Origin of the sequence: Paenirhizobium cremeum (assembly GCF_022884085.1) — a bacterium.
Taxonomy (GTDB): domain Bacteria; phylum Pseudomonadota; class Alphaproteobacteria; order Rhizobiales; family Rhizobiaceae; genus Allorhizobium; species Allorhizobium cremeum.
The window spans coordinates 489,662-510,466 of record NZ_JAGGCS010000002.1 but is presented as its reverse complement, the minus strand read 5'-3'; the positions used below and the strand labels follow the sequence as shown (position 1 = coordinate 510,466).

Genomic DNA, 20,805 nt, shown 5'->3' with positions numbered 1-20,805 from the left:
GAATGCGCATCCACCGGGAAAACGGGATTGGCCGCGCGGACGGCGCCACCGCAGCCAACGGCATCCGTCCGGGACCGAAGCACCGTTATCCACACATGATTAACACGTTAATCATTAAAGCGCAGCTTCGCGATTCAACCCCTTGACAATCTTCTCCGAATGCCATCTTATTAACTTGTTAAGTTCGCTTTCACCCCTCGAGGAGGCCGTCTGCTGCACTTGGTGCCGGACGGGAGGGGGCTTCAAAAACTCCGGGAGGGAGGAGAGTGCCGGTTGGCGTGGGAGGACGCCATTACCGGCATTTCTCGTTTAAGGGCACGCAAATGCCGCCCGCCTGCAAAGACCGAATCGCCCGGTCGATACGGCGGCTGTCCGCTCCCATCAAAAGACACCCGAAACGTCCGCGACGGGATCGCCGGCAGAGTGAGCGACAACATCGCCGCTCATCCCTCGATTGAAGTATGGCGTCTGCTCGTGATAGGAGAGCGCGAAACGCCCGCAGACAGCAAGAAAGACCGGCATGATCCCCTGGAAGCAGCTCGATATCGCCAGCATTCCGGGCGGCGGTGAATTGCGTCTCAAGCAGCGGGGAACCGAATTTTCCATCATGCTCGGCACCAACGAGTTGATGAACAGCCGCCTCAGCGGCTCGGAAGAGGCGCTCGCCACGCTTTCCTGCGAGCATATCAAGGACAAGAAACGCCCGGCCGTGCTCATCGGCGGGCTCGGCATGGGCTTCACCCTGCGTGCGGCGCTTGCCGTCCTGCCCGAGGATGCGGAAGTCACCGTCGCGGAGCTCGTGCCGGCCGTCGTCGCATGGGCGCGGGGCCCGATGGCCGAAATCTTCAAGGGCAGCCTCGACGATCCGCGCGTTCGGGTCCATGAAGGCGACGTCGGCGCGCTCATCCGCACGTCCCCCGGCAAATTCGATGCCATCATGCTGGACGTGGACAACGGTCCGGATGGCCTGACCCGCGCCTCGAATGACGGTCTCTACGATTTCGGCGGCCTGAATGCGTCGAAGACCGCGCTTCGGGCAAACGGCGTGCTGGCCGTCTGGTCGTCAGGCCCCGATGCCGGCTTCACCCGCCGCCTGCAAGGCAGCGGTTTTGCCGTGAAGGAAGTCAATACCCGCGCCAACGGCAAGCGCGGCGGCGCTCGCCACGTCATCTGGCTGGCGAGCAAACGGTGACCTCCCCGCAACCGCCGAATTGACACCAAACGGCTGCAACGCTACTCAAAATCGAGCAAAGGATTTCGATGGCGAAAAGAGCTGGCAATCTCGGACGGCTTGACGATGCGGCCCGCGCCGGCTGGCTTTATTATGTCGCCGGTCGGACCCAGGACGAGATCGCCGCCGCCATGGGCATTTCCCGCCAGAGTGCCCAGCGCCTCGTGTCTCTCTCCGTCGCCGAAAAGCTGATTAAGGTCCGTCTCGACCATCCGATCGCGGTCTGCATGGAACTCGCGGAGGCGGTGAAGCAGAAATATGGACTGCGACAGGTCGAGATCGTCCCCACCGACCCCGGTTCAGATGCGGCCCCGACCGGTGTTGCCGAAGCCGGTGCCGCCGAACTGGAGCGCTGGCTGAAGCAACCCGAACCGCTCATCATCGCCATGGGCACGGGACGTACGCTGCGCGCCGCCGTCGACCAGTTGTCGCCGATGGAGTGTCCGCAACACCGCATCGTGTCGCTCACCGGCAATATCAGCCCCGACGGCTCCGCTGCCTATTACAACGTCATCTTCTCCATGGCTGACGCGATCAAGGCGCGCCATTTCCCCATGCCGCTGCCGGTGCTCGTTTCCTCCCGGGCAGAACGGGAACTCCTGCACCAGCAGGCGCTCGTCCGGCCGACCATCACGCTCGGCACAAAGGCCGATGTGACCTTCGTCGGCATCGGTGAAATCGACCCGCAGGCCCCTCTCCTGCTGGACGGCTTCCTGCAACCGCAGGAAGTGGAAAGCCTGATGCAGGCGGGCGCGACCGGCGAGATCTGCGGCTGGACATTCGATGCGGACGGCAGGCTGCTCGACAACCCCGTCAACGAGCGGGTGGCCAGTATTCCGCTGCCTTCGCGGGAGACCTCCTGCGTCATCGGATTGGCCCGCGGCAGGCGCAAACATGCGGCCATTCGCGCCGCGTTGCGTGGCGCCCATATCAATGCGCTCATTACGGACGAGGATGCAGCCCGCTTTCTGCTGCTTCCCTGACATCCCCGATAACAACATTTTTCCTTTCAAATGAAGCGGCTTAACCGTCACCTTCGGCGCTGCAGCATGGAATCGGCATTGACTCTGTCCGCAGCAAAGTGAGAAATTGCTCACGAGCAAAGCGAATGCTCATTTTTCTTCTGGGAGGAAGATATGACATTGAAGACGATCCTGCTGGGCGCCTGCTCGGTATTGGCCATGGCTGGCCTGGCTTCCGCCGAAACCCTCACCATCGCCACCGTCAACAACGGCGACATGATCCGGATGCAGAAGCTGACGGACGACTTTAAGGCGAAGAATCCGGACATCGACCTCGAATGGGTGACGCTCGAGGAAAACGTGCTGCGCCAGAAGGTGACGACCGATATCGCCACCAAGGGCGGCCAGTTCGACGTGTTGACGATCGGCACCTACGAGGTTCCGATCTGGGCCAAGCAGGGCTGGCTCCTGCCGCTCGACAATCTCGGCGCCGACTACGACGTCGACGACCTCCTGCCGGCGATCCGCTCGGGCCTGACGGGAGAGGACGGCAAGCTCTACGCCGCGCCCTTCTACGGCGAAAGCTCGATGGTCATGTACCGCAAGGACCTGATGGAAAAGGCCGGCCTGACCATGCCCGACGCTCCGACCTGGGACTTCATCGCCGATGCGGCCCGCAAGATGACCGACAAGGCCAACGAGGTCTATGGCATCTGCCTACGCGGCAAGGCCGGCTGGGGTGAGAACATGGCCTTCCTCACCGCCACCTCCAACGCCTTCGGCGCCCGCTGGTTCGATGAGAACTGGAAGCCCCAGTTCGATCAGCCGGAATGGAAAACCACGCTGGACTTCTACGTCAATCTGATGAAGGACGCCGGCCCTCCGGGCGCCTCCTCCAACGGCTTCAACGAAAACCTGGCACTCTTCCAGACCGGCAAGTGCGGCATGTGGATCGATGCAACGGTGGCAGCCTCCTTCGTCTCGAACCCGAAGGAATCCACGGTCGCCGACAAGGTGGGCTATGCGCTCGCTCCCGACGCCGGCCTCGGCAAGCGCGGCAACTGGCTCTGGGCCTGGAACCTCGCAATCCCGGCAGGCACTCAGAAGGCGGGAGCCGCCGAGAAGTTCATCGCCTGGGCAACCGGCAAGGACTACCTGAAACTGGTCGCCGACAAGGAAGGCTGGGCCAACGTTCCTCCGGGAACCCGCACCTCGCTCTATGAAAACCCGGAATACCAGAAGGCAGCACCCTTCGCGAAGATGACGCTCGACTCGATCAACGCCGCCGATCCGAAGAACCCTTCGGTCAAGCCCGTTCCCTATGTCGGCGTGCAGTTCGTCGCCATTCCGGAATTCCAGGGCATTGGCACCGCCGTCGGCCAGCAGTTCTCTGCCGCCCTCGCAGGACAGGTCAGCGTCGACCAGGCGCTCAAGAATGCCCAGCAACTGACCGAGCGCGAAATGATGAAGGCCGGTTACATCAAGTAAACTCCCGTGGACTGTGGCCGGACGACGAGAGCGTCCGGCCCGCCTGGAGCGGGAGAGAAAGAGAAGCGTCAGCTCTCCTCCTTTCTCCCGCTTCTTTTTTTACCGGCGACATCGAGGAACCGGGCGATGGCTCAGTGTCCCTCGCCGACGTGGACCGGCATGGGTCGCCGAGAGTTGAACACCGAGATCGAGAAAGGCGCGGGACCGTCATGGCGACTACGCACACCCACTCCTCGGCGCGCCTGATGATGGCGCCCTCCGTTCTGCTCCTGCTGGCATGGATGATCGTGCCGCTGGTGATGACGGTCTACTTCTCCTTCCTGCGCTACAACCTGCTGATGCCGGGGATGGAAGAGTTTGCCGGTTTTATGAATTACCGGTTCTTCCTGACCGACCCGGCCTTCTTCGCGGCCTTGACCAACACCCTGCTGCTCGTCGGGGGCGTTCTCGCCATCACCGTGATCGGCGGCATTGCCTTCGCCCTGCTGCTCGACCAGCCAATGTTCGGCCAGGGCATCGTGCGCATTCTGGTGATCGCACCCTTCTTCATCATGCCGACGGTTTCCGCGCTGGTGTGGAAAAACATGCTGATGAACCCGGTCAACGGGCTCTTCGCCTGGATCGCCAAGCTCTTCGGCCTGCAGCCGGTCGACTGGCTCGCCAATTATCCGCTGCTGTCGATCGTCATGATCGTCGCCTGGCAGTGGCTGCCCTTCGCCACGCTGATCCTTCTGACCGCGCTGCAATCGCTCGACGAGGAACAGAAGGAAGCCGCCGAGATGGATGGCGCAGGCCCCGTTTCCAAACTCATCTATATCATCCTGCCCCATATGGCCCGCGCCATCACGGTGGTGATCCTGATCGAGACGATCTTCCTGCTCTCGGTCTTCGCCGAAATCCTCGTCACCACCAATGGCGGTCCCGGCTACCAGAGCACCAACATCACCTATCTCGTCTATGCCCAGGCGCTGCTGCAGTTCGACGTGGGCGGCGCATCCGCCGGCGGCATCGTCGCCGTGGTGCTCGCCAACATCGTCGCCTTCTTCCTCATCCGCCTGATCGGCAAGAATCTGGAGAGCTGACATGGCACGCGCTATTTCCACCCGCCGCAAAGTCGCCTGGACCGCCATCGCCTGGACGCTCGGCATCCTGATCTTCTTCCCGATCCTCTGGACCTTCCTGACAAGCTTCAAGACGGAAGCCGAAGCCATCGCTTCGCCGCCCTCCTTCCTGTTCTTCGACTGGACGACGGAGAACTATGCGGAAGTGCAGAGCCGTTCGAACTACTTCCGCCACTTCATGAACTCGGTGGTGATCTCGTTCGGCTCCACTCTGCTCGGCCTCATCATCGCCATTCCGGCCGCCTGGGCCATGGCGTTTTCGCCGACGAAGCGCACCAAGGACATCCTGATGTGGATGCTCTCCACCAAGATGCTGCCGCCGGTCGGTGTGCTGGTGCCGATCTACATCCTCTTCCGCGACTTCGGACTGCTCGACACCCGGACCGGCCTCGTCGGCGTGCTGACCCTCATCAACCTGCCGATCATCGTCTGGATGCTCTACACCTACTTCAAGGAAATCCCCGGAGAGATCCTCGAGGCGGCCCGCATGGACGGCGCATCGCTGATGAAGGAAATCGTCTACGTACTGACGCCGATGGCCGTGCCCGGCATCGCGTCCACGGTGCTCCTCAACATCATCCTCTCCTGGAACGAAGCCTTCTGGACGCTGAACCTGACGGCTTCCAAGGCCGCGCCGCTCACCGCCTTTATCGCCTCCTATTCCAGCCCCGAAGGGCTTTTCTACGCCAAGCTCTCCGCCGCTTCGACCATGGCGATCGCGCCCATCGTCATTCTCGGCTGGTTCAGCCAGAAACAGCTCGTCCGCGGTCTGACCTTCGGCGCCGTCAAATAAGGAACACGCACATGGGTAGCATCAAGCTCGAAAATGTCTCCAAGTCCTTCGGCGAGGCGACCGTCATTCCCTCGATCGACCTTGAGATCAATAATGGCGAATTCGTCGTCTTCGTCGGTCCTTCCGGCTGCGGCAAGTCCACCCTGCTCCGCCTGATCGCAGGCCTCGAAGATGTCTCCGGCGGCCGCATCCTGATCGACGGAAAGGACGCGACCGAAAAGGCGCCCGCCCATCGTGGCCTTGCCATGGTGTTCCAATCCTATGCGCTCTACCCGCATATGAGCGTGCGCTCCAATATCGGTTTTCCGCTGAAGATGGCCGGTGTCGACAAGGCCGAGATCGACCGCAAGGTGAACGACGCCGCGCGCATCCTGAACCTCACCGACTATCTCGACCGCAAGCCCCGCCAGCTTTCGGGTGGCCAGCGCCAGCGCGTCGCGATCGGCCGCGCCATCGTCCGCTCGCCGGAATGCTTCCTGTTCGACGAACCCCTGTCGAACCTCGATGCGGCGCTCCGGGTCAACATGCGGCTCGAAATCTCCGAGCTCCATCATCAGCTCAAGGCCACCTCGATCTATGTCACGCACGACCAGATCGAAGCCATGACCATGGCGGACAAGATCGTCGTCCTGAACAAGGGCCGTATCGAACAGGTCGGCTCGCCGCTGGAGCTCTATCGCAATCCGGCCAATCTCTTCGTCGCGGGTTTCATCGGCTCGCCCCGCATGAACCTGATCTCCGGCCAGACGGCAGCGGCCTACGGCGCCCACACCATCGGCATACGGCCGGAACATGTGACGCTTTCGACCGAAAGCGGAACATGGAAGGGCAAGGTCGCGGTCGCCGAACATCTGGGTTCCGACACCTTCCTCCACATCACGGTGGATGGCATCGGCCAGATCACCGCCCGCGCCGGCGGCGAGTTCGCGGCAAGGAGCGGCGACACGGTGTTCGTCAGCCCCGACACCGACCGCATCCATCGCTTCAATGACAAGGGACTTGCAGCATGACCGGCAGACTTCAGGGCAAATCGGCGCTGATTACCGGATCGGCGCGCGGCATCGGCCGCGCCTTCGCGGAAGCTTATGTCCGCGAAGGAGCAACTGTCGCCATCGCCGACATTAACTTCGAACGCGCCAGCCAGACTGCCGCAGAGATCGGGGATGAGGCCTATCCGGTGCTGCTCGACGTCACCGAGCAGGCCTCGATCGACGCCGCCGTCAAGGCGGTGGAGGAGAGAACCGGCGGCATCGACATTCTCATCAACAACGCCGCCCTTTTCGACCTTGCGCCAATCGTCGAAATCACCCGCGAAAGCTATGACAGGCTCTTCTCGATCAATGTCGCGGGCTCGCTCTTCACACTGCAGGCCGTCGCGAAATCGATGATCGCCCGCGGCAAGGGCGGCAAGATCGTCAACATGGCAAGCCAGGCGGGGCGGCGCGGCGAAGCGCTCGTCGCCGTTTACTGCGCCACCAAGGCCGCGATCATCTCGCTCACCCAGTCAGCCGGTCTCGACCTCATCAAGCACGGCATCAACGTCAACGCCATCGCACCTGGAGTCGTCGACGGCGAACACTGGGACGGCGTCGATGCGCTCTTCGCCCGCTACGAGAAGCGCCCTATCGGAGAAAAGAAGCGGCTCGTCGGCGAGGCTGTTCCCTTCGGTCGCATGGGCCGGGCCGAGGATCTCACGGGCATGGCGATTTTTCTCGCCACGGCGGAAGCCGACTACATCGTCGCCCAGACCTATAACGTCGACGGCGGCAACTGGATGAACTGAAGACCGCCTTCAAAGACAACATGTCTCGCTTTCGAGGACGACCGAAATGACCTGCAAGCTATCGCTGGCAAACCTTGCCGAAATCTCCAGGAACGCAGCCGTTCCGGCCTATCGCCGCGAACAGTTGAAGGCCGGCATCCTGCATTTCGGTGTCGGCAACTTCCACCGCGCCCATCAGGCCGTCTATCTCCACGAGCTCTTCAACCAGGGCCGGGACATGGATTTCGCCATTCTCGGCGCGGGCGTCCTGCCGTCCGACCGAAAGATGAAGGAAACTCTGGAGGAGCAGGATTATCTGACGACGGTTGTCGAACAGGACATCAACCGCAGCTCCGCCATGGTTACCGGCCCGATGACGGGTATGATCGCCGCCCCGGATTTCGGCGATATCATCGCTGCCCTTTCCGATCCGGCGATCCGCATCGTGTCGATGACCATCACCGAGGGCGGCTATTTCATCGATCCGGCAACCGGCAAGTTCGACCCCGGCCATCCGGCCATGGTGGCCGACGCCGCCAATCCCGGAGAGCCGAAGACCGTGTTCGGCCTCATCATCGCCGGTCTGAAGGCGCGCAGGGCCAAGGGCATTCCGCCCTTCACCGTCATGTGCTGCGACAACATTCCCGGCAATGGCGAAGTGACGGAGGCCACCGTCACCGGCCTTGCGAAACTATCGGATGCCGACTTCGCCCACTGGATCCATGAAAACGTGGCCTTTCCCAATTCCATGGTCGACCGCATCACGCCGGCAACCGGCGAACGCGAAATCGCCATCGCCCGCGATACCTACGGCATCGAGGACGGCTGGCCGGTCTTCTGCGAGGAGTTCAAGCAATGGGTTCTGGAGGATCGCTTTCCGCTCGGCCGCCCGGCGCTCGAAGAAGTCGGCGTCACCTTCGTGCCGGATGTCGCGCCCTACGAACTGATGAAGCTGCGCATCCTGAACGGCGGCCATGCGGCCATCGCCTATCCCGCCGCGCTGATGGACATCCATTTCGTTCACGAGGCGATGGAGGAACCGCTGGTCCGTGCCTTCCTCGCCAAGCTGGAGAGAGACGAAATCATCCCCGTTGTGCCGCCGGTGCCGGACACCAGCCTCGAAGACTATTTCCAGCTCATCGAACGCCGCTTTTCCAATCCGAAGATCGGCGACACCATTCCACGTCTCGCCCAGGACGGCTCGAACCGCCAGCCGAAATTCATCTTGCCCTCCACCGCCGACCGCCTGAACAAGGGACTGGATGTCGTTGGGCTGGCGCTGGTCTCGGCGCTCTGGTGCCGCTATTTCGAGGGCAAGTCGGACGGCGGAAAGACCATCGCCTTCAACGACGCAAGCGCCGAGCGCCTGCAGAAGGCAGCCCTTGCCTCCCGCGACGACCCGAAGGCATTCCTGGCGCTTGGCGATATCTTCGGCGCGGTCGGCCAGAACCCGCTCTTCATCAAACGCTTCAGCCATGCGCTCGCAACGCTCCGCGAGGTCGGCACCGCGGAAACGCTGAAGCGCTATCTCGACGGCAGGCTCGCGGCCTGATCCGATGATGGGGAAGGACGGCAAACGGCTGGTCATCTTCGATTGCGACGGCGTGCTCGTCGACAGCGAGCCGATCTCGCTCGCCGTTCTCGTCGATGCCTTCCGGCAGGCCGGCGTGACAATCGATGCAGACTATGCCCATCGGCGTTTTCTCGGCAAGAGCCTTGCGGCGGTGATTGCGACGGCACGCGACGAATTTTCGCTCGAAATCGGAGAACCCTTCCTCCTCGACCTGAGGAACGCCCTCTATGCAAGATTCCGCAGCGAGCTCAAACCGATGCCCGGCATCGCGGAAGCGCTCGATGCGCTGGCCGCAGCCGGTATCCGCTGGTGCGTTGCCTCGTCCAGCCAGCCGGAGCGTATCGCCCTGTCGCTGACGGTCACAGGTCTGATGGACCGTTTCTCGCCACATCTCTTTAGCGCGACGATGGTCAAAAACGGCAAGCCGGCGCCTGATCTCTTTCTTCATGCCGCCGCCGCCATGGGTTTTGCCCCCCGCGACTGCGTCGTGATCGAAGACAGCCCCGCCGGCATCATGGCCGCAAAGGCAGCCGGCATGACCGTCTTCGCCTTCACCGGAGGCTCGCACACGACGCTTGCCGCCTATCGCGACGAAATTGCAGCCCTTCGACCGGACCGGCAGTTTGACGACATGGCCGAATTGCTCCACCTTGTGCAAAAATGAAAAAACGGGACGGAAACAGGCCACGATGCGCGACCACGTGATTGCGGTTGATGTCGGGACGGGCAGCGCGCGCGCCGGTATCGTCGACAGACAGGGCCGGCTGCTTTGCCGCAGGGAACACCCGATCGAGATGCGGCGTCTCGGCGACCACATTGCCGAATACGATTCCGAACAGATATGGAGCGCCACCTGCATGGCCGTCCGCGAGGCGCTCGCAGTCACCGACCTGCCGGCTGAACGCATCGCTGCCCTTGCCTTCGACGCCACCTGCTCGCTGGTGCTACGCGATACCAGGGGCGAGCCGTTGGCGCTAGCTCGCGAAAGCGGCGCCACCTTCGACACGATTGCCTGGCTCGACCATCGCGCCAGCCGCGAGGCCGCCGAGATCAGCGCGACGCGCCACCCGTTGCTCGCCTATGCCGGCGAGGCGATCTCGCCGGAGATGCAGATCCCGAAGCTGATGTGGCTGAAGCGCAATCGCCCCGATCTCTGGGCGATATCCGGCCATTTCTTCGATCTCGCCGATTTCATGAGCTGGCGCGCCACCGGCAGCACCGGCCGGTCGCTTTGTACGCTCACATCGAAATGGAATTTTCTCGCCCATGAGAAAAGCGGCTGGAGCCCCGATTTTCTCGACAGGATCGGCCTCGGCGACCTTCTGGCGCGGGGCGGCCTGCCGCAACAGGGTGTGGCCGTCGGCAAGGCGGTCGGCCCGCTGACGGAAAGGGCCGCGACAGAGCTCGGTCTCGACCGGGCCGTCGTGGTCGCCGCCGGCATGGTCGATGCCTATGCCGGCGCGCTCGGCGTGCTGGGCGCCATCGCCGAGGAACCGAAATCGCTGGAAAAGCGGATCGCGCTGATCGGCGGAACCTCAAGCTGCCTGATTTCCTTTGCCGCCGCGCCCCATTTCGGCAAGAGTCTCTGGGGCCCCTTCCTCGACGCGGTGTTTCCCGGTCAATGGCTGGTCGAAGCCGGCCAGTCGGCCACCGGCGGCCTGCTCAATCATCTGCTGCGGCTGCATGCGGAAGGCGGAGAACCGACGCCGGCCCGGCATCGACAGGTCATCGAACGGGTGCAGGCCCTCAGGCAGACGGAAGGGCCGGATTTTGCCGCCCGCCTCCATATCCTGCCCGATTTTCACGGCAATCGCTCGCCCTTTGCCGATCCGGATCTCACCGGCGCGATCTTCGGCCTCACGCTCGACAGCTCGTTTGACGGCCTCTGCCGCATCTACTGGCGCGCCTGCGTGGCGATTGCGCTGGCGCTCCGCCAGATCCTCGAAGCGATGGAAAAGAGCGGCATCCGGCCGGAACGGCTGCATCTCACCGGCGGGCACGTCAAGAACCCGCTGCTGGTCGAACTTTATGGCGATGTCACCGGGCGCGAACTGGTCATCCCCGAAACCGACGACGCCGTGCTCGTTGGCACCGCCATGAATGCGGCAGCTGCAGGCGGGCTCTATCCCTCGCTTGCCGCCGCAGGCGTCGGAATGGCCGCATCCTCGCTGACCCGGCGGCCCGATGAAGCCAAACGCCCCCTCTATGAGCGCGACTATCGGCGCTTCCTTGCCATGCAGCGCCATCGCGCCGAACTGGATGCATTATAGAGTCGAGACGCCATCAACCCCAAAGCCGCGCCGCGGGCGGCTGCATCATCGACCCCTCATATCGGACCGGATCGTCGCGGTCGGCGGCGAGCAGCAGCGGCCCGTCGAGATCGACATAAGGCGCGCCCTGCGCCACCAGAAAGGCCGGCGCCATGGCGAGCGAGGTGCCGAGCATACAGCCGACCATGACGTCGAAACCGGCGGCAAGCGCCGCCTCCCGCATCGCCAGCGCCTCGGTCAGGCCACCCGTCTTGTCGAGCTTGATGTTGACGGCATCGTACTTGCCAACGAGCCTGGCGAGCGAAGCGCGGTCATGGCAGCTCTCGTCGGCGCAGACGGGCAGAACCCGCTCGATATCGAGAAGGGCATCGTCCTTGCCCGCCGGCAGCGGCTGTTCCACAAGCGCCACGCCGAGCTTGACCAGAACGGGCGCAAGCGCCTGATACTCATCGATCGACCAGCCCTCATTGGCATCGACGATGATTTTCGAGGCAGGCGCGCCCGCCCTCACCGCCTCGATCCGTTCGATATCGCCCTCGCCGCCGAGCTTCACCTTGAGGAGCGGCCGCGCAGCATTCTTCGCCGCAGCCTCGCGCATGCTCTCGGGCGTCCCGAGCGACAGCGTGAAGGCGGTCTCGACCGGCTTCGGCGTGGACAGGCCGGCAATCTGCCAGGCGGGCCGTCCGCCGCGTTTTGCCTCGAGATCCCAGAAGGCGCAATCGAGGCCGTTGCGCGCGGCCCCCGCCGGCAGCCGCGCTTGCAGCGCCTCGCGCGTCATGCCCGTCTTCAGGTCGGCCGCACAGGAAAGAATGGTCGCGATCACCCCGTCGACGGTCTCGTCATAGCGGGCATAGGGCACGCACTCGCCTCGCCCGGTGAAACTGCCGTCCGAAAGCATAACCGTCACGACGTGGATTTCGGTGCGCGACCCGCGCGAAATGGTGAAGCTGCCGGCGACCGGAAAACGCTCTTCCGTCGCAGTCAGAATGAGGCCTGTCATCGTCGTCCATTCCTTTGCCTGCAGGGCCCTTGCCGCCGCTCCCGAATCGCCGCCCCTTGCGCGGGACGGCAATCCTTTCTATATCCGTCAACAATCTGGTCGAGGTCTTCGCGATCCATAATCGCAATTTGCCGCATTCCGATGGCGGAATGCCGGCCGCATGCCTCGCCTTTCTAACGCATGAAATTGGCGGACAAGCCCCGTGAATACGCTGGATTTTGACAAGAAGCCTGAAGATACCCGCGTCGTTGTGGCGATGTCGGGCGGCGTGGATTCGTCCGTTGTCGCCGGCATCCTCAAACGCGAGGGCTACGATGTCCTCGGCATCACGCTGCAGCTCTACGATCACGGCGCCGCCGTGCATCGCGCCGGCTCCTGCTGCGCCGGCCAGGACATCGACGATGCGCGCCGCGTCTGCGAAACGCTCGGCATTCCCCATTACGTCCTCGATTACGAACAGCGCTTCCGCGACACGGTCATCAACCCGTTCATGGAAAGCTATGTCGCCGGAGAAACGCCGATCCCCTGCGTTGCATGCAACCAGACCGTCAAGTTCGCCGACCTCTTGGCGACCGCCAGGGAACTCGGCGCCGACGCGCTGGCAACCGGCCATTATATCCGTTCCAAGGCGACGCCCCTTCCCGGCAATCCGGGCCATCGGGCGCTCTTCCGCCCGATCGACAGCGAACGCGACCAGAGCTACTTCCTGTTCGCTACGACGCAGGAACAGATCGATTACCTGCGCTTTCCGCTGGGCGGCCTCTCCAAGGCCGAAACCCGGGCGCTGGCCGAGGAAATGGGCCTCGTCGTCGCCCAGAAGGCGGACAGCCAGGACATCTGTTTCGTGCCGCAGGGCAAATATGCCGACATCATCACCAAGCTCCGCCCCGATTCAGCGCTTGGCGGCGATATCGTGCATCTCGACGGCCGTGTGCTCGGTCGCCATGAAGGCATCCTGCATTACACCATCGGACAGAGGAAGGGCTTGGGCGTCGCCACGGGCGAACCGCTCTACGTCATCTATCTCGATGCCCGCTCGCGCCGCGTCATCGTCGGCCCGAAGGAAGCGCTGGAAACCCACCGCGTCTACCTGCGCGACATCAACTGGCTGGGCGACCGGCCGCTGGCCGACGAAGCCCGTGACGGTTTTGCCTGCTTCGCCAAGGTCCGTTCCACCCGCCCGCCGGCACCGGCTATGCTGCATGCCGACGAAAACGGCGTCTATGTCGATCTGGAGATCGGCGAAGCCGGCATAGCGCCCGGCCAGGCCTGTGTCCTTTATTCGGCGCCGGGCGCAGATGCCCGCGTCTATGGCGGCGGCTTCATCGATCGTTCGGAGCGCGCAGCAGAGGCGGAAGCCTCCCTGAAGGCGCTTCTTTCCGCTCCCGTTGCCGCCTGAAGGCAACGCTTCCCAACGCCGGTGAAAACGCTTCTGTTTTTGCCTGTCACGCGCTTGACACTAACGGGAGCCTCGCCTTATAAGCCGCCCATCGCTTCGGGCGGCTTTGATTTTTCAAACGCCTCGACCGATGTGTGGCGGGATAGCTCAGGTGGTTAGAGCGTGGGATTCATAACCCCAAGGTCGGCGGTTCAAGTCCGCCTCCCGCTACCAAATTCTCCTTCTCCCCTATGACCTTCCGCTGGATACCTTGATGCGCGCGGCGCTGCCTTTGGCACAAATCAACATTGGCTTTGGCACACAAAACCGAAAGCTGATGCTTCATAGTCTGTCTTACAGTCATATGTCATCACTCTCCCGACACAATTGAAGCGCATAAACGTTTATCTCCAGCACACAAAACGGGCGCTGGTGACAGAAGGGGATGCTCTTCGCCCCAACAAAGGAGGACGTCATGTCTTCCATCTCCCACAACCCTTATAAACAGTACACGCTTGCCGAAATGATCGGCTATGGCGTGTCCGGTCTCAGCATGATCTTCGTCGCATTTGTTCTGACGGAGGGATGGCTATGGTAGCGGTTCACATATTCACTCGCCGAGCAGCTGTCCGTGAATACAGCCAGGGCATCTTGATGCGTCTTCTTAGCCGTGCGGCCTACGCTACTGCAAATCTCGTCGCCGTCGCCGGCAGGGACTATGAAGAGGAGCTGTCAACAATCAGCCGCATTAAAGCCGGCATGGTTGGCAACGAGCCTCGTGACCCATCGGCCATAAACAAGCAAGATACTGCCGAAGCCTTGAACGAATGGGAAAACGAAGGCGGCGCATTGCAACGCGCTACCCCCAGCGAGAATGATCTTCAGCCGAAAGGAGGAAGGGTATATTTGCAACGGTACGCGAGCCGCAAGGACCATTCCGGCACATGGAGTGTCGTTGATTCATACGATGAAGCAATCTGCGAGATCGGCGGCCGGCAGGTCTCCCGGCTTCGCGAGAGCGACGCGGCCGAAATGGCTGATATCCTGAACGAGCACCCGAACGAGGCCATATCGCGCTGACAACACGCAGAAACAGCGGCTTGCGGATCTCTTGGCCGTTTGCTGGCCTCTGCCCTTATCCCCCATAAAGGTCAGAAAACTTTTCATTAAATTTTAAGGAATAGACTGAGGGCTCCAAGAGAGGTCTTTGTCATGCGTACCGCCCTTGTCTCTACGCTCAGCGTCATGCTGATCCTGTCTGCCTGCGCCAAGCCGCCGAGCCAGACGCGCAATGCCTGCGCCATATTCGAGCAGCGCGACGGCCTGTTCAACAACTGGCGAAGGGCGGCGCAGAACACCGAGCGCGAATATGGCGTGCCGGTGCCGATCCTGATGGCGACGATCTATACGGAATCCGGTTTCAAGGCCAATGCCAAGCCTCCGCGCACCAAGCTCTTCGGCTTCATCCCGTGGAAGCGCAGGTCGACGGCCTACGGCTATTCGCAGGCGCTCGACGGCACCTGGGATCGTTATCAGCGCGAAACCGGCCGTTACGGCGCGCGCCGCACCGACTTTGCCGATGCCATCCAGTTCATCGGCTGGTACCACCGCCAGAGCAACATCAAGAACGGCATTCCGCTGAACGAACCCTATCAGCTCTATCTCGCATACCATTCCGGTCATGCCGGCTACTCGCGCGGAAGCTACCGCAGCAACAGCGAGGCGCTGCAGGGCGCCAAGCGCTTCACCAACATCGCCTATACCTATTCCCGGCAGTTGCAGAGCTGCCCGAACTGAATTCGGGCTTCAAGTCGAAGACACGAAAAGGCCCGCGAACGCGGGCCTTCAGCTTGTTGAGAAAGGTCTTTGTTGCAAGCCGATTCATCCTTTTCCGTCATGCCGGACCTGTTCCGGCATCCAGCGGCGCGATGTCCATCGCGCGCAAGACTCTTTTACGATCAAGGACTTGATCGCGCTGGTTCCCGGCTCAAGGCCGGGAAGACGGCAGTAAGCGAAGCGCCGTCGAATTCACTCGGGGTCGCCGACCGCCTGGATTGCCGAAATCTGCCAGTCGGTGCCCGGGCGGCGGACGAAGGTCCAGATCTCCGTCGATTCAGAGAGATGATCGGGATCGCCGCTGACGACCCGGCCCGTCGCGCGGTCGCGCAGGTAGTCGATGCTCTCGTAGCGCATCGCAACGGTGGCGTAATCGACATTGCCTTCCCGCCAGGCCTCGGCGACATCGCCCTGTACCAGATGCACGTCGCGCACTTCGTTCTTGACGCCGCGGGTCGCGTTTTCGCTCAGTTCCTCGGCGAGATAGGACATCGCCTCCGGCGTGGTGATCCGGCGGAGCGCCGAATAGTCTTCCCCCGCATAGGCCGCCTGCATTTCTTTCAGGAGCACCTCGAAACGGTCGAGGTCGGACTGACCGACGCCGATTTCATCGGCATTGCCGTTCCGAGGTGCCGCCGGCGTTGCCGAAGCTGAACCGCCACCCATGCGCGGGATTTCGAAAGACGGACGCGACTGCGACGGCTGCGCATTGTTGCGCGCCGTGCCGCCTGCGCCGGAAAGCGCCGGCTGGTTATTGGCGAACATGCGCATGAGGAAACGCACGACGAAGAAGATCAGCACCATCTGCAGCAGCAGTCCGAGGAAGCCGAAACCGCCGCCGAAACCGGAGCCGAGCAGCATGCCGAACAGGCCGCCCATCAACAGGCCGCCGAGGATACCGCCACCCAGGCCGCCGAGAAGTCCGCCGAACAGGCCGGGGCGCGTGGCGTTCTGGCGCGACTGGGCAACCGAGGGCTGGGTCTGCGTGGCGCCGGTGTTCGGTGTCATCGACCGCTCGATAGGGGCAGCCGGCGCAGGCGCGGTGCGGGTGACGGGCGGAGCGGAATAGGTCCGCGTGCCACGGCTGCCGAAGCCGCCGCTTGCCTTGCGTGCTTCCGCCATGTCGGCAACGCTCAGCGCAACCGCCATACCGATTGCCAGAACTCCGAAAAACTTACCGTATCGCCCCATGGTCCGAACCTGTCCCTTTCCTGGCCTTCTCCGGCATAAGCGCCGGAATTCGATGCCCCTCATATGGGACGGCTTCGCGAAATATTGAAGACGGACCATGCGCTTTTCCCGCTTGCGCCACCGAAACACCGCGAATTTCACGGGTTCGGCAGCGGCATTCGTCTTCACGTTTTGGTGAGGCGCGAACACTGCGGTCCGCGAATACGAACACGCCCGCGACAAAAATAGAGAAAAGCCCGGCAGGACATCGCCTGCCGGGCTTTCCGGATCTTTCTCTTGGGAGGAGAAACCTTATTCGACGCTGAAGGTCAGCGGCTTGGCCTGCTTGATCGCCGGATTGGCCGTCAGTTTGTCGAGAACCGCCTGGTCAACCTGGCCGTCCACATAAAGGAGAGCGATCGCGTCGCCGGCTTCCTTTTCGCGTCCGAGCTGGAAGTTGGCGATGTTCACGCCGGCATTGCCGAGCGTCGTGCCGATGAAACCGATCATGCCGGGAACGTCGGTGTTGGTGATGTAGATCATGTGCTGGCCGACATCGGCATCCATGTTGATGCCCTTGATCTGGATGAAGCGCGGCTTGCCGTCGGAGAAGACCGTACCGGCAACCGAACGGGTCTGCCGCTCGGTCGTGACCGTGAGCTTGATGTATCCGTCATAAACGCCGGTCTTGTCGCGCTTGACCTCGGACAGGATGATGCCCTTTTCCTTTACCATGACGGGCGCCGACACCATGTTGACGTCAGCCACCTGCGGGCGGATGAGACCGGCGAGCAAAGCCGAGGTCAGCGCCTTGGTGTTCATGGTCGCGGTCTGGCCGTCGTAGAGGATTTCGATTTCCTTGATCGGGCCTTCCGTGACCTGGCCGACGAACGCGCCGAGGACGTCGGCGAGCTTGATGAACGGCTTCAGGATCGGGGCTTCCTCCGCCGTGATCGACGGCATGTTGATGGCGTTGGTCACGGCGCCCTTGACCAGGTAATCCGACATCTGTTCGGCCACCTGCAGGGCGACGTTTTCCTGCGCTTCCGTCGTCGAAGCGCCGAGATGCGGCGTGCAGACGACGTTCGGCAGGCCGAACAGCGGGCTCTCCGTTGCGGGCTCGACCTCGAACACGTCGAAACCGGCGCCGGCGACGTGTCCCGACTTGATGGCTTCCGCAAGGGCGACCTCGTCGACCAGCCCGCCGCGGGCGCAGTTGATGATGCGAACGCCGGGCTTGGTCTTGGCAAGGGCTTCCTTGTTGAGAATGCCGCGGGTCTTGTCGGTCATCGGCACGTGCAGTGTGATGAAATCGGCCTTCGCCAGCAGTTCGTCGAGCTCGACCTTGGTCACGCCCATTTCCTCGGCGCGTTCCTTCGACAGGAAGGGGTCATAGGCAAGGACGTGCATCTTGAGGCCAATGGCGCGCGAGCAGACGATGGAACCGATGTTGCCGGCACCGATGACGCCGAGCGTCTTGCCGGTGATTTCGACACCCATGAACTTCGACTTTTCCCACTTGCCGGCCTGCGTCGAGGCGTCGGCAGCCGGAAGCTGGCGGGCAACCGCGAACATCAGGGCGATAGCATGCTCGGCGGTCGTGATCGAATTGCCGAAAGGGGTGTTCATGACGATGATACCGCGGCGCGATGCAGCCGGGATATCGACATTGTCGACGCCGATGCCGGCGCGGCCGATGACCTTCAGGTTGGTCGCGGCTGCGATCAGCTTCTCCGTTGCCTTGGTCGCGGAACGAATGGCAAGACCGTCATAGTTGCCGATGATTTCGGCGAGCTTGTCCTTGTCCTTGCCGATCTTCGGCTGGAAATCCACTTCAACGCCGCGATCGCGGAAAATCTGGACGGCGGTTTCCGACAGTTCGTCGGATACGAGAACGCGAGGTGCCATTGCGAGGCCTCCTTCAAAGAGTTCGTGTCGATGAATGCTGGGAATTTTCAAAGAGGCTCCGCCTTTTGACGGCGGAGCCGGAAAGCCTCAGGCCGCAGCCTTGGCAAGCGTGGCCTTCTGGGTCTGGTAAGCCCATGCGAGCCACGGCATCAGCGCTTCCATGTCGGCCTTGTCGATGGTGGCACCGGCCCAGATGCGCAGACCGGACGGAGCGTCACGGTAAGCGCCGATATCGAGAGCGACGGCCTCCTTCTCGAGGAGAGCGACAACACCCTTGGCGAAAGCAGCCTGTGCATCTGCGTCGAGCGCCGCCACATCCTTGTCGACGATCTTCAGGCAAACGGAAGTGTTGGAACGGGTCTCGTCCTTGACGGCGAGATTGGCGATCCAGTCGTTCGCCGCGACGAAGTCGAAGATGACCTTGGCATTGGCGTCGGCACGGGCCATCAGCGCATCGAGACCGCCGATCTGCTTCGCCCAGAGCAGCGCGTCGATGTAGTCTTCGACGCAGAGCATGGACGGCGTGTTGATAGTCTCGCCGGTGAAGATGCCCTCGATCAGCTTGCCGCCCTTGGTCATGCGGAAGATCTTCGGCAGCGGCCATGCCGGCGTATAGCTTTCCAGCCGTTCGACGGCGCGAGGAGAAAGGATCAGCATGCCGTGACCGCCCTCGCCGCCCAGAACCTTCTGCCAGGAGAAAGTGACGACATCGAGCTTGGCGAAGTCGAGGTTCTGCGCGAAAGCCGCCGAAGTCGCGTCGCAGATGGTCAGGCCCTTGCGGTCGGCCGGGATGAAATCGGCGTTCGGAACGCGAACGCCCGAGGTGGTGCCGTTCCAGGTGAAGACGACATCGCGGTCGAAATCGACGGCAGTAAGATCGGGGAGTTCGCCGTAGTCGGCTTCGAACTTTCTGACATCCTTGAGCTTCAACTGCTTGACGACGTCGGTAACCCAGCCGGCGCCGAAGCTTTCCCAGGCCAGCATGTCGACGCCGCGCTCACCGAGCAGCGACCAGAGCGCCATTTCGACGGCGCCGGTGTCGGAGGCCGGAACGATACCGATGCGGTAATCGGCCGGAACCTTCAGAATTTCGCGGGTAAGATCGATGGCCTGCTTCAGCTTGGCCTTGCCGACCTTGGCGCGGTGCGAACGACCGAGCGGAGCATCGGAAAGAGCCTCAAGCGTCCATCCGGGGCGCTTGGCGCAGGGGCCAGAAGAAAAATGAGTATTCGCCGGACGCGCGGCGGGGGCGACGATATCAGCCATATAGATACCCTTCCAGGTAATTAGCCTCTCGTTGGGGAGAGGTGTCCCGCCGTCGGAACTACGCCTGTCGGGATTTCCCGTCAAGCGAATTTCGTGTCGCTTTCGGAAAATTTTTCGCCGCTGGCGGATCATGCCGGAAACACGGATTTGCACGCAAAACGCGAAAAGCCGCCCGGCGACCGGACGGCTTTGAAAATCGAAGTAAAACGATATGTATTACTTGTAGACGATCGGCTGCGGCGGCGGTTCGTAGGCAACCGGCTGCTCGCAGGCACCGAACACATAGCGGGCACCGGCGCGGATTTCGTGGCTGTAGAAACCCTTGTCGTAGCCCGGGCCGCCGTTCAGCTGATAGCCGAACATGTCGCCGCCGAGCGTGTGGCGGAACCGATAGCCGACATCGGCCTTGACGTTGCAGGTGAGGTCGATCGAGGCACCGGCCATCAGCTGGTAGGCGAAGCGCCATTCGCCCTTGCCGCCATGCTCGACCGTATCGTCGCAACCGCTGCCATCGTCGGCGCAGGAGGTGTTGCGCAGCTTGTCCCACTTGACGTAGGAACCGCCGATACCGCCACCGACATAAGGCGTGAACAGGCCGTAGGTGCCGAGATCGACATAGGCGTTGGCCATCAGCGTGTAGGCGCGCATGGCCGAAACGTCGGAGGAAGTGCAGGCAGAGGAGACGCCGCAGCTACCGATCGTCGAGCCGTCGAAATCCGACTTGAACATGTAGTCGAACGTCAGATCCGTGCGCAGGTAGTTGTTGATCTGGTAACCGACACCGGCGCCGACCGAGAACGCATCCTTCAGCTCGGCATCCTCGAAATCGACCAGATTGGCGTTGGAACCCTGATAGTATTCAGCCCCGCGCAGATGATTGAAGGAATAGCCGACATCGCCGCGCAGGTACCAGCCGGACGCCTCGGCTACGGTCACCTCCGGAGCCTCCATGATCGGAGCCGGCTCAGGCTGATAAAGATCTGCCGCATAGGTTGCGGTCGTGCTGACAAGCAGTACGGCCGCCGCAGCGAGAAGGCTCGTCTTCAT

Annotated in this window: 20 protein-coding genes and 1 tRNA gene; 15 read left to right on the top strand and 6 right to left on the bottom strand. The window is 62.4% G+C overall.

Going from position 1 to position 20,805, the window contains the following annotated elements; genetic code table 11:
• Window positions 1–381 precede the first annotated feature (381 nt).
• A complete protein-coding gene (locus J5N58_RS05855) occupies window positions 382–522 on the bottom strand; it encodes a hypothetical protein (protein WP_244710007.1) in 141 nt (46 codons plus the stop codon).
• Between J5N58_RS05855 and J5N58_RS05850 the strand changes: the two genes are divergently transcribed.
• The 10 genes from J5N58_RS05850 (at window position 521) to J5N58_RS05805 (ending at window position 11,200) form a co-directional block, all read left to right on the top strand.
• Window positions 521–1,192, top strand: a complete 672-nt coding sequence (locus J5N58_RS05850) for a spermidine synthase (protein ID WP_113457615.1) — start codon at window positions 521–523, stop codon at window positions 1,190–1,192. The two genes, J5N58_RS05855 and J5N58_RS05850, sit on opposite strands and share 2 nt — an antisense overlap.
• Window positions 1,193–1,260: 68 nt before the next feature.
• Window positions 1,261–2,214, top strand: a complete 954-nt coding sequence (locus J5N58_RS05845) for a sugar-binding transcriptional regulator (protein WP_112828623.1) — start codon at window positions 1,261–1,263, stop codon at window positions 2,212–2,214.
• 153 nt (window positions 2,215–2,367) lie between these two features.
• Window positions 2,368–3,681: an ABC transporter substrate-binding protein gene (locus J5N58_RS05840; protein WP_112828624.1), complete on the top strand. Its 1,314-nt coding sequence runs from the start codon at window positions 2,368–2,370 to the stop codon at window positions 3,679–3,681.
• Between the two features lie 209 nt (window positions 3,682–3,890).
• Window positions 3,891–4,763: a carbohydrate ABC transporter permease gene (locus J5N58_RS05835; RefSeq protein ID WP_113442228.1), complete on the top strand. Its 873-nt coding sequence runs from the start codon at window positions 3,891–3,893 to the stop codon at window positions 4,761–4,763.
• Window position 4,764: 1 nt separating this feature from the next.
• A complete protein-coding gene (locus tag J5N58_RS05830; protein ID WP_112828626.1) occupies window positions 4,765–5,595 on the top strand; it encodes a carbohydrate ABC transporter permease in 831 nt (276 codons plus the stop codon).
• 11 nt (window positions 5,596–5,606) lie between these two features.
• Window positions 5,607–6,605, top strand: a complete 999-nt coding sequence (locus J5N58_RS05825) for an ABC transporter ATP-binding protein (protein ID WP_112828627.1) — start codon at window positions 5,607–5,609, stop codon at window positions 6,603–6,605.
• A complete protein-coding gene (locus tag J5N58_RS05820) occupies window positions 6,602–7,378 on the top strand; it encodes an L-iditol 2-dehydrogenase (RefSeq protein ID WP_113340632.1) in 777 nt (258 codons plus the stop codon). Before J5N58_RS05825 ends, J5N58_RS05820 begins: the two co-directional genes overlap by 4 nt.
• 46 nt (window positions 7,379–7,424) lie before the next feature.
• On the top strand, window positions 7,425–8,909 hold the full coding sequence (locus J5N58_RS05815) for a mannitol dehydrogenase family protein (protein ID WP_113442229.1): 1,485 nt from the start codon (window positions 7,425–7,427) through the stop codon (window positions 8,907–8,909).
• 7 nt (window positions 8,910–8,916) lie between these two features.
• Window positions 8,917–9,594: an HAD family hydrolase gene (locus tag J5N58_RS05810; RefSeq protein WP_113442372.1), complete on the top strand. Its 678-nt coding sequence runs from the start codon at window positions 8,917–8,919 to the stop codon at window positions 9,592–9,594.
• A gap of 25 nt (window positions 9,595–9,619) precedes the next feature.
• On the top strand, window positions 9,620–11,200 hold the full coding sequence (locus J5N58_RS05805) for an FGGY-family carbohydrate kinase (RefSeq protein WP_113442230.1): 1,581 nt from the start codon (window positions 9,620–9,622) through the stop codon (window positions 11,198–11,200).
• A gap of 13 nt (window positions 11,201–11,213) precedes the next feature.
• Here the strand turns inward: J5N58_RS05805 and dgcA are convergent, their stop codons facing one another.
• Complete coding sequence (gene dgcA / locus J5N58_RS05800; RefSeq protein WP_112828809.1) at window positions 11,214–12,200, bottom strand: N-acetyl-D-Glu racemase DgcA; 987 nt, start codon at window positions 12,198–12,200, stop codon at window positions 11,214–11,216.
• Between the two features lie 202 nt (window positions 12,201–12,402).
• On the opposite strand from dgcA, the gene mnmA reads away from it, so the two are divergent.
• The 5 genes from mnmA (at window position 12,403) to J5N58_RS05780 (ending at window position 15,375) form a co-directional block, all read left to right on the top strand.
• Window positions 12,403–13,599 carry a tRNA 2-thiouridine(34) synthase MnmA gene (gene mnmA / locus J5N58_RS05795; RefSeq protein ID WP_112828630.1) on the top strand — a complete coding sequence of 399 codons (1,197 nt, stop codon included), beginning with the start codon at window positions 12,403–12,405 and terminating at the stop codon, window positions 13,597–13,599.
• A 136-nt stretch (window positions 13,600–13,735) separates the two neighbouring features.
• Window positions 13,736–13,812 (top strand) — tRNA-Met (locus tag J5N58_RS05790).
• 241 nt (window positions 13,813–14,053) lie between these two features.
• Window positions 14,054–14,176 (top strand): hypothetical protein, encoded by a 123-nt coding sequence (locus J5N58_RS25920; protein ID WP_280519901.1) that lies wholly within the window; start codon window positions 14,054–14,056, stop codon window positions 14,174–14,176.
• A complete protein-coding gene (locus J5N58_RS05785) occupies window positions 14,170–14,658 on the top strand; it encodes a hypothetical protein (RefSeq protein WP_244710004.1) in 489 nt (162 codons plus the stop codon). Before J5N58_RS25920 ends, J5N58_RS05785 begins: the two co-directional genes overlap by 7 nt.
• 132 nt (window positions 14,659–14,790) lie before the next feature.
• Window positions 14,791–15,375 carry a transglycosylase SLT domain-containing protein gene (locus J5N58_RS05780; protein WP_113439392.1) on the top strand — a complete coding sequence of 195 codons (585 nt, stop codon included), beginning with the start codon at window positions 14,791–14,793 and terminating at the stop codon, window positions 15,373–15,375.
• 231 nt (window positions 15,376–15,606) lie between these two features.
• On the opposite strand, the gene J5N58_RS05775 is transcribed toward J5N58_RS05780, so the two are convergent.
• From J5N58_RS05775 to J5N58_RS05760, 4 genes are all read right to left on the bottom strand, one after another.
• Window positions 15,607–16,605 carry a Tim44 domain-containing protein gene (locus J5N58_RS05775; RefSeq protein ID WP_244710002.1) on the bottom strand — a complete coding sequence of 333 codons (999 nt, stop codon included), beginning with the start codon at window positions 16,603–16,605 and terminating at the stop codon, window positions 15,607–15,609.
• Between the two features lie 291 nt (window positions 16,606–16,896).
• Window positions 16,897–18,492 carry a phosphoglycerate dehydrogenase gene (gene serA, locus J5N58_RS05770; RefSeq protein ID WP_112828633.1) on the bottom strand — a complete coding sequence of 532 codons (1,596 nt, stop codon included), beginning with the start codon at window positions 18,490–18,492 and terminating at the stop codon, window positions 16,897–16,899.
• A gap of 87 nt (window positions 18,493–18,579) precedes the next feature.
• Window positions 18,580–19,758, bottom strand: coding sequence for a phosphoserine transaminase (locus tag J5N58_RS05765; RefSeq protein ID WP_113442233.1), 1,179 nt, complete (start codon window positions 19,756–19,758; stop codon window positions 18,580–18,582).
• Between the two features lie 216 nt (window positions 19,759–19,974).
• The gene (locus tag J5N58_RS05760; RefSeq protein WP_113340641.1) at window positions 19,975–20,805 is read right to left on the bottom strand and encodes an outer membrane protein; all 831 of its coding nucleotides are present in this window, start codon (window positions 20,803–20,805) and stop codon (window positions 19,975–19,977) included.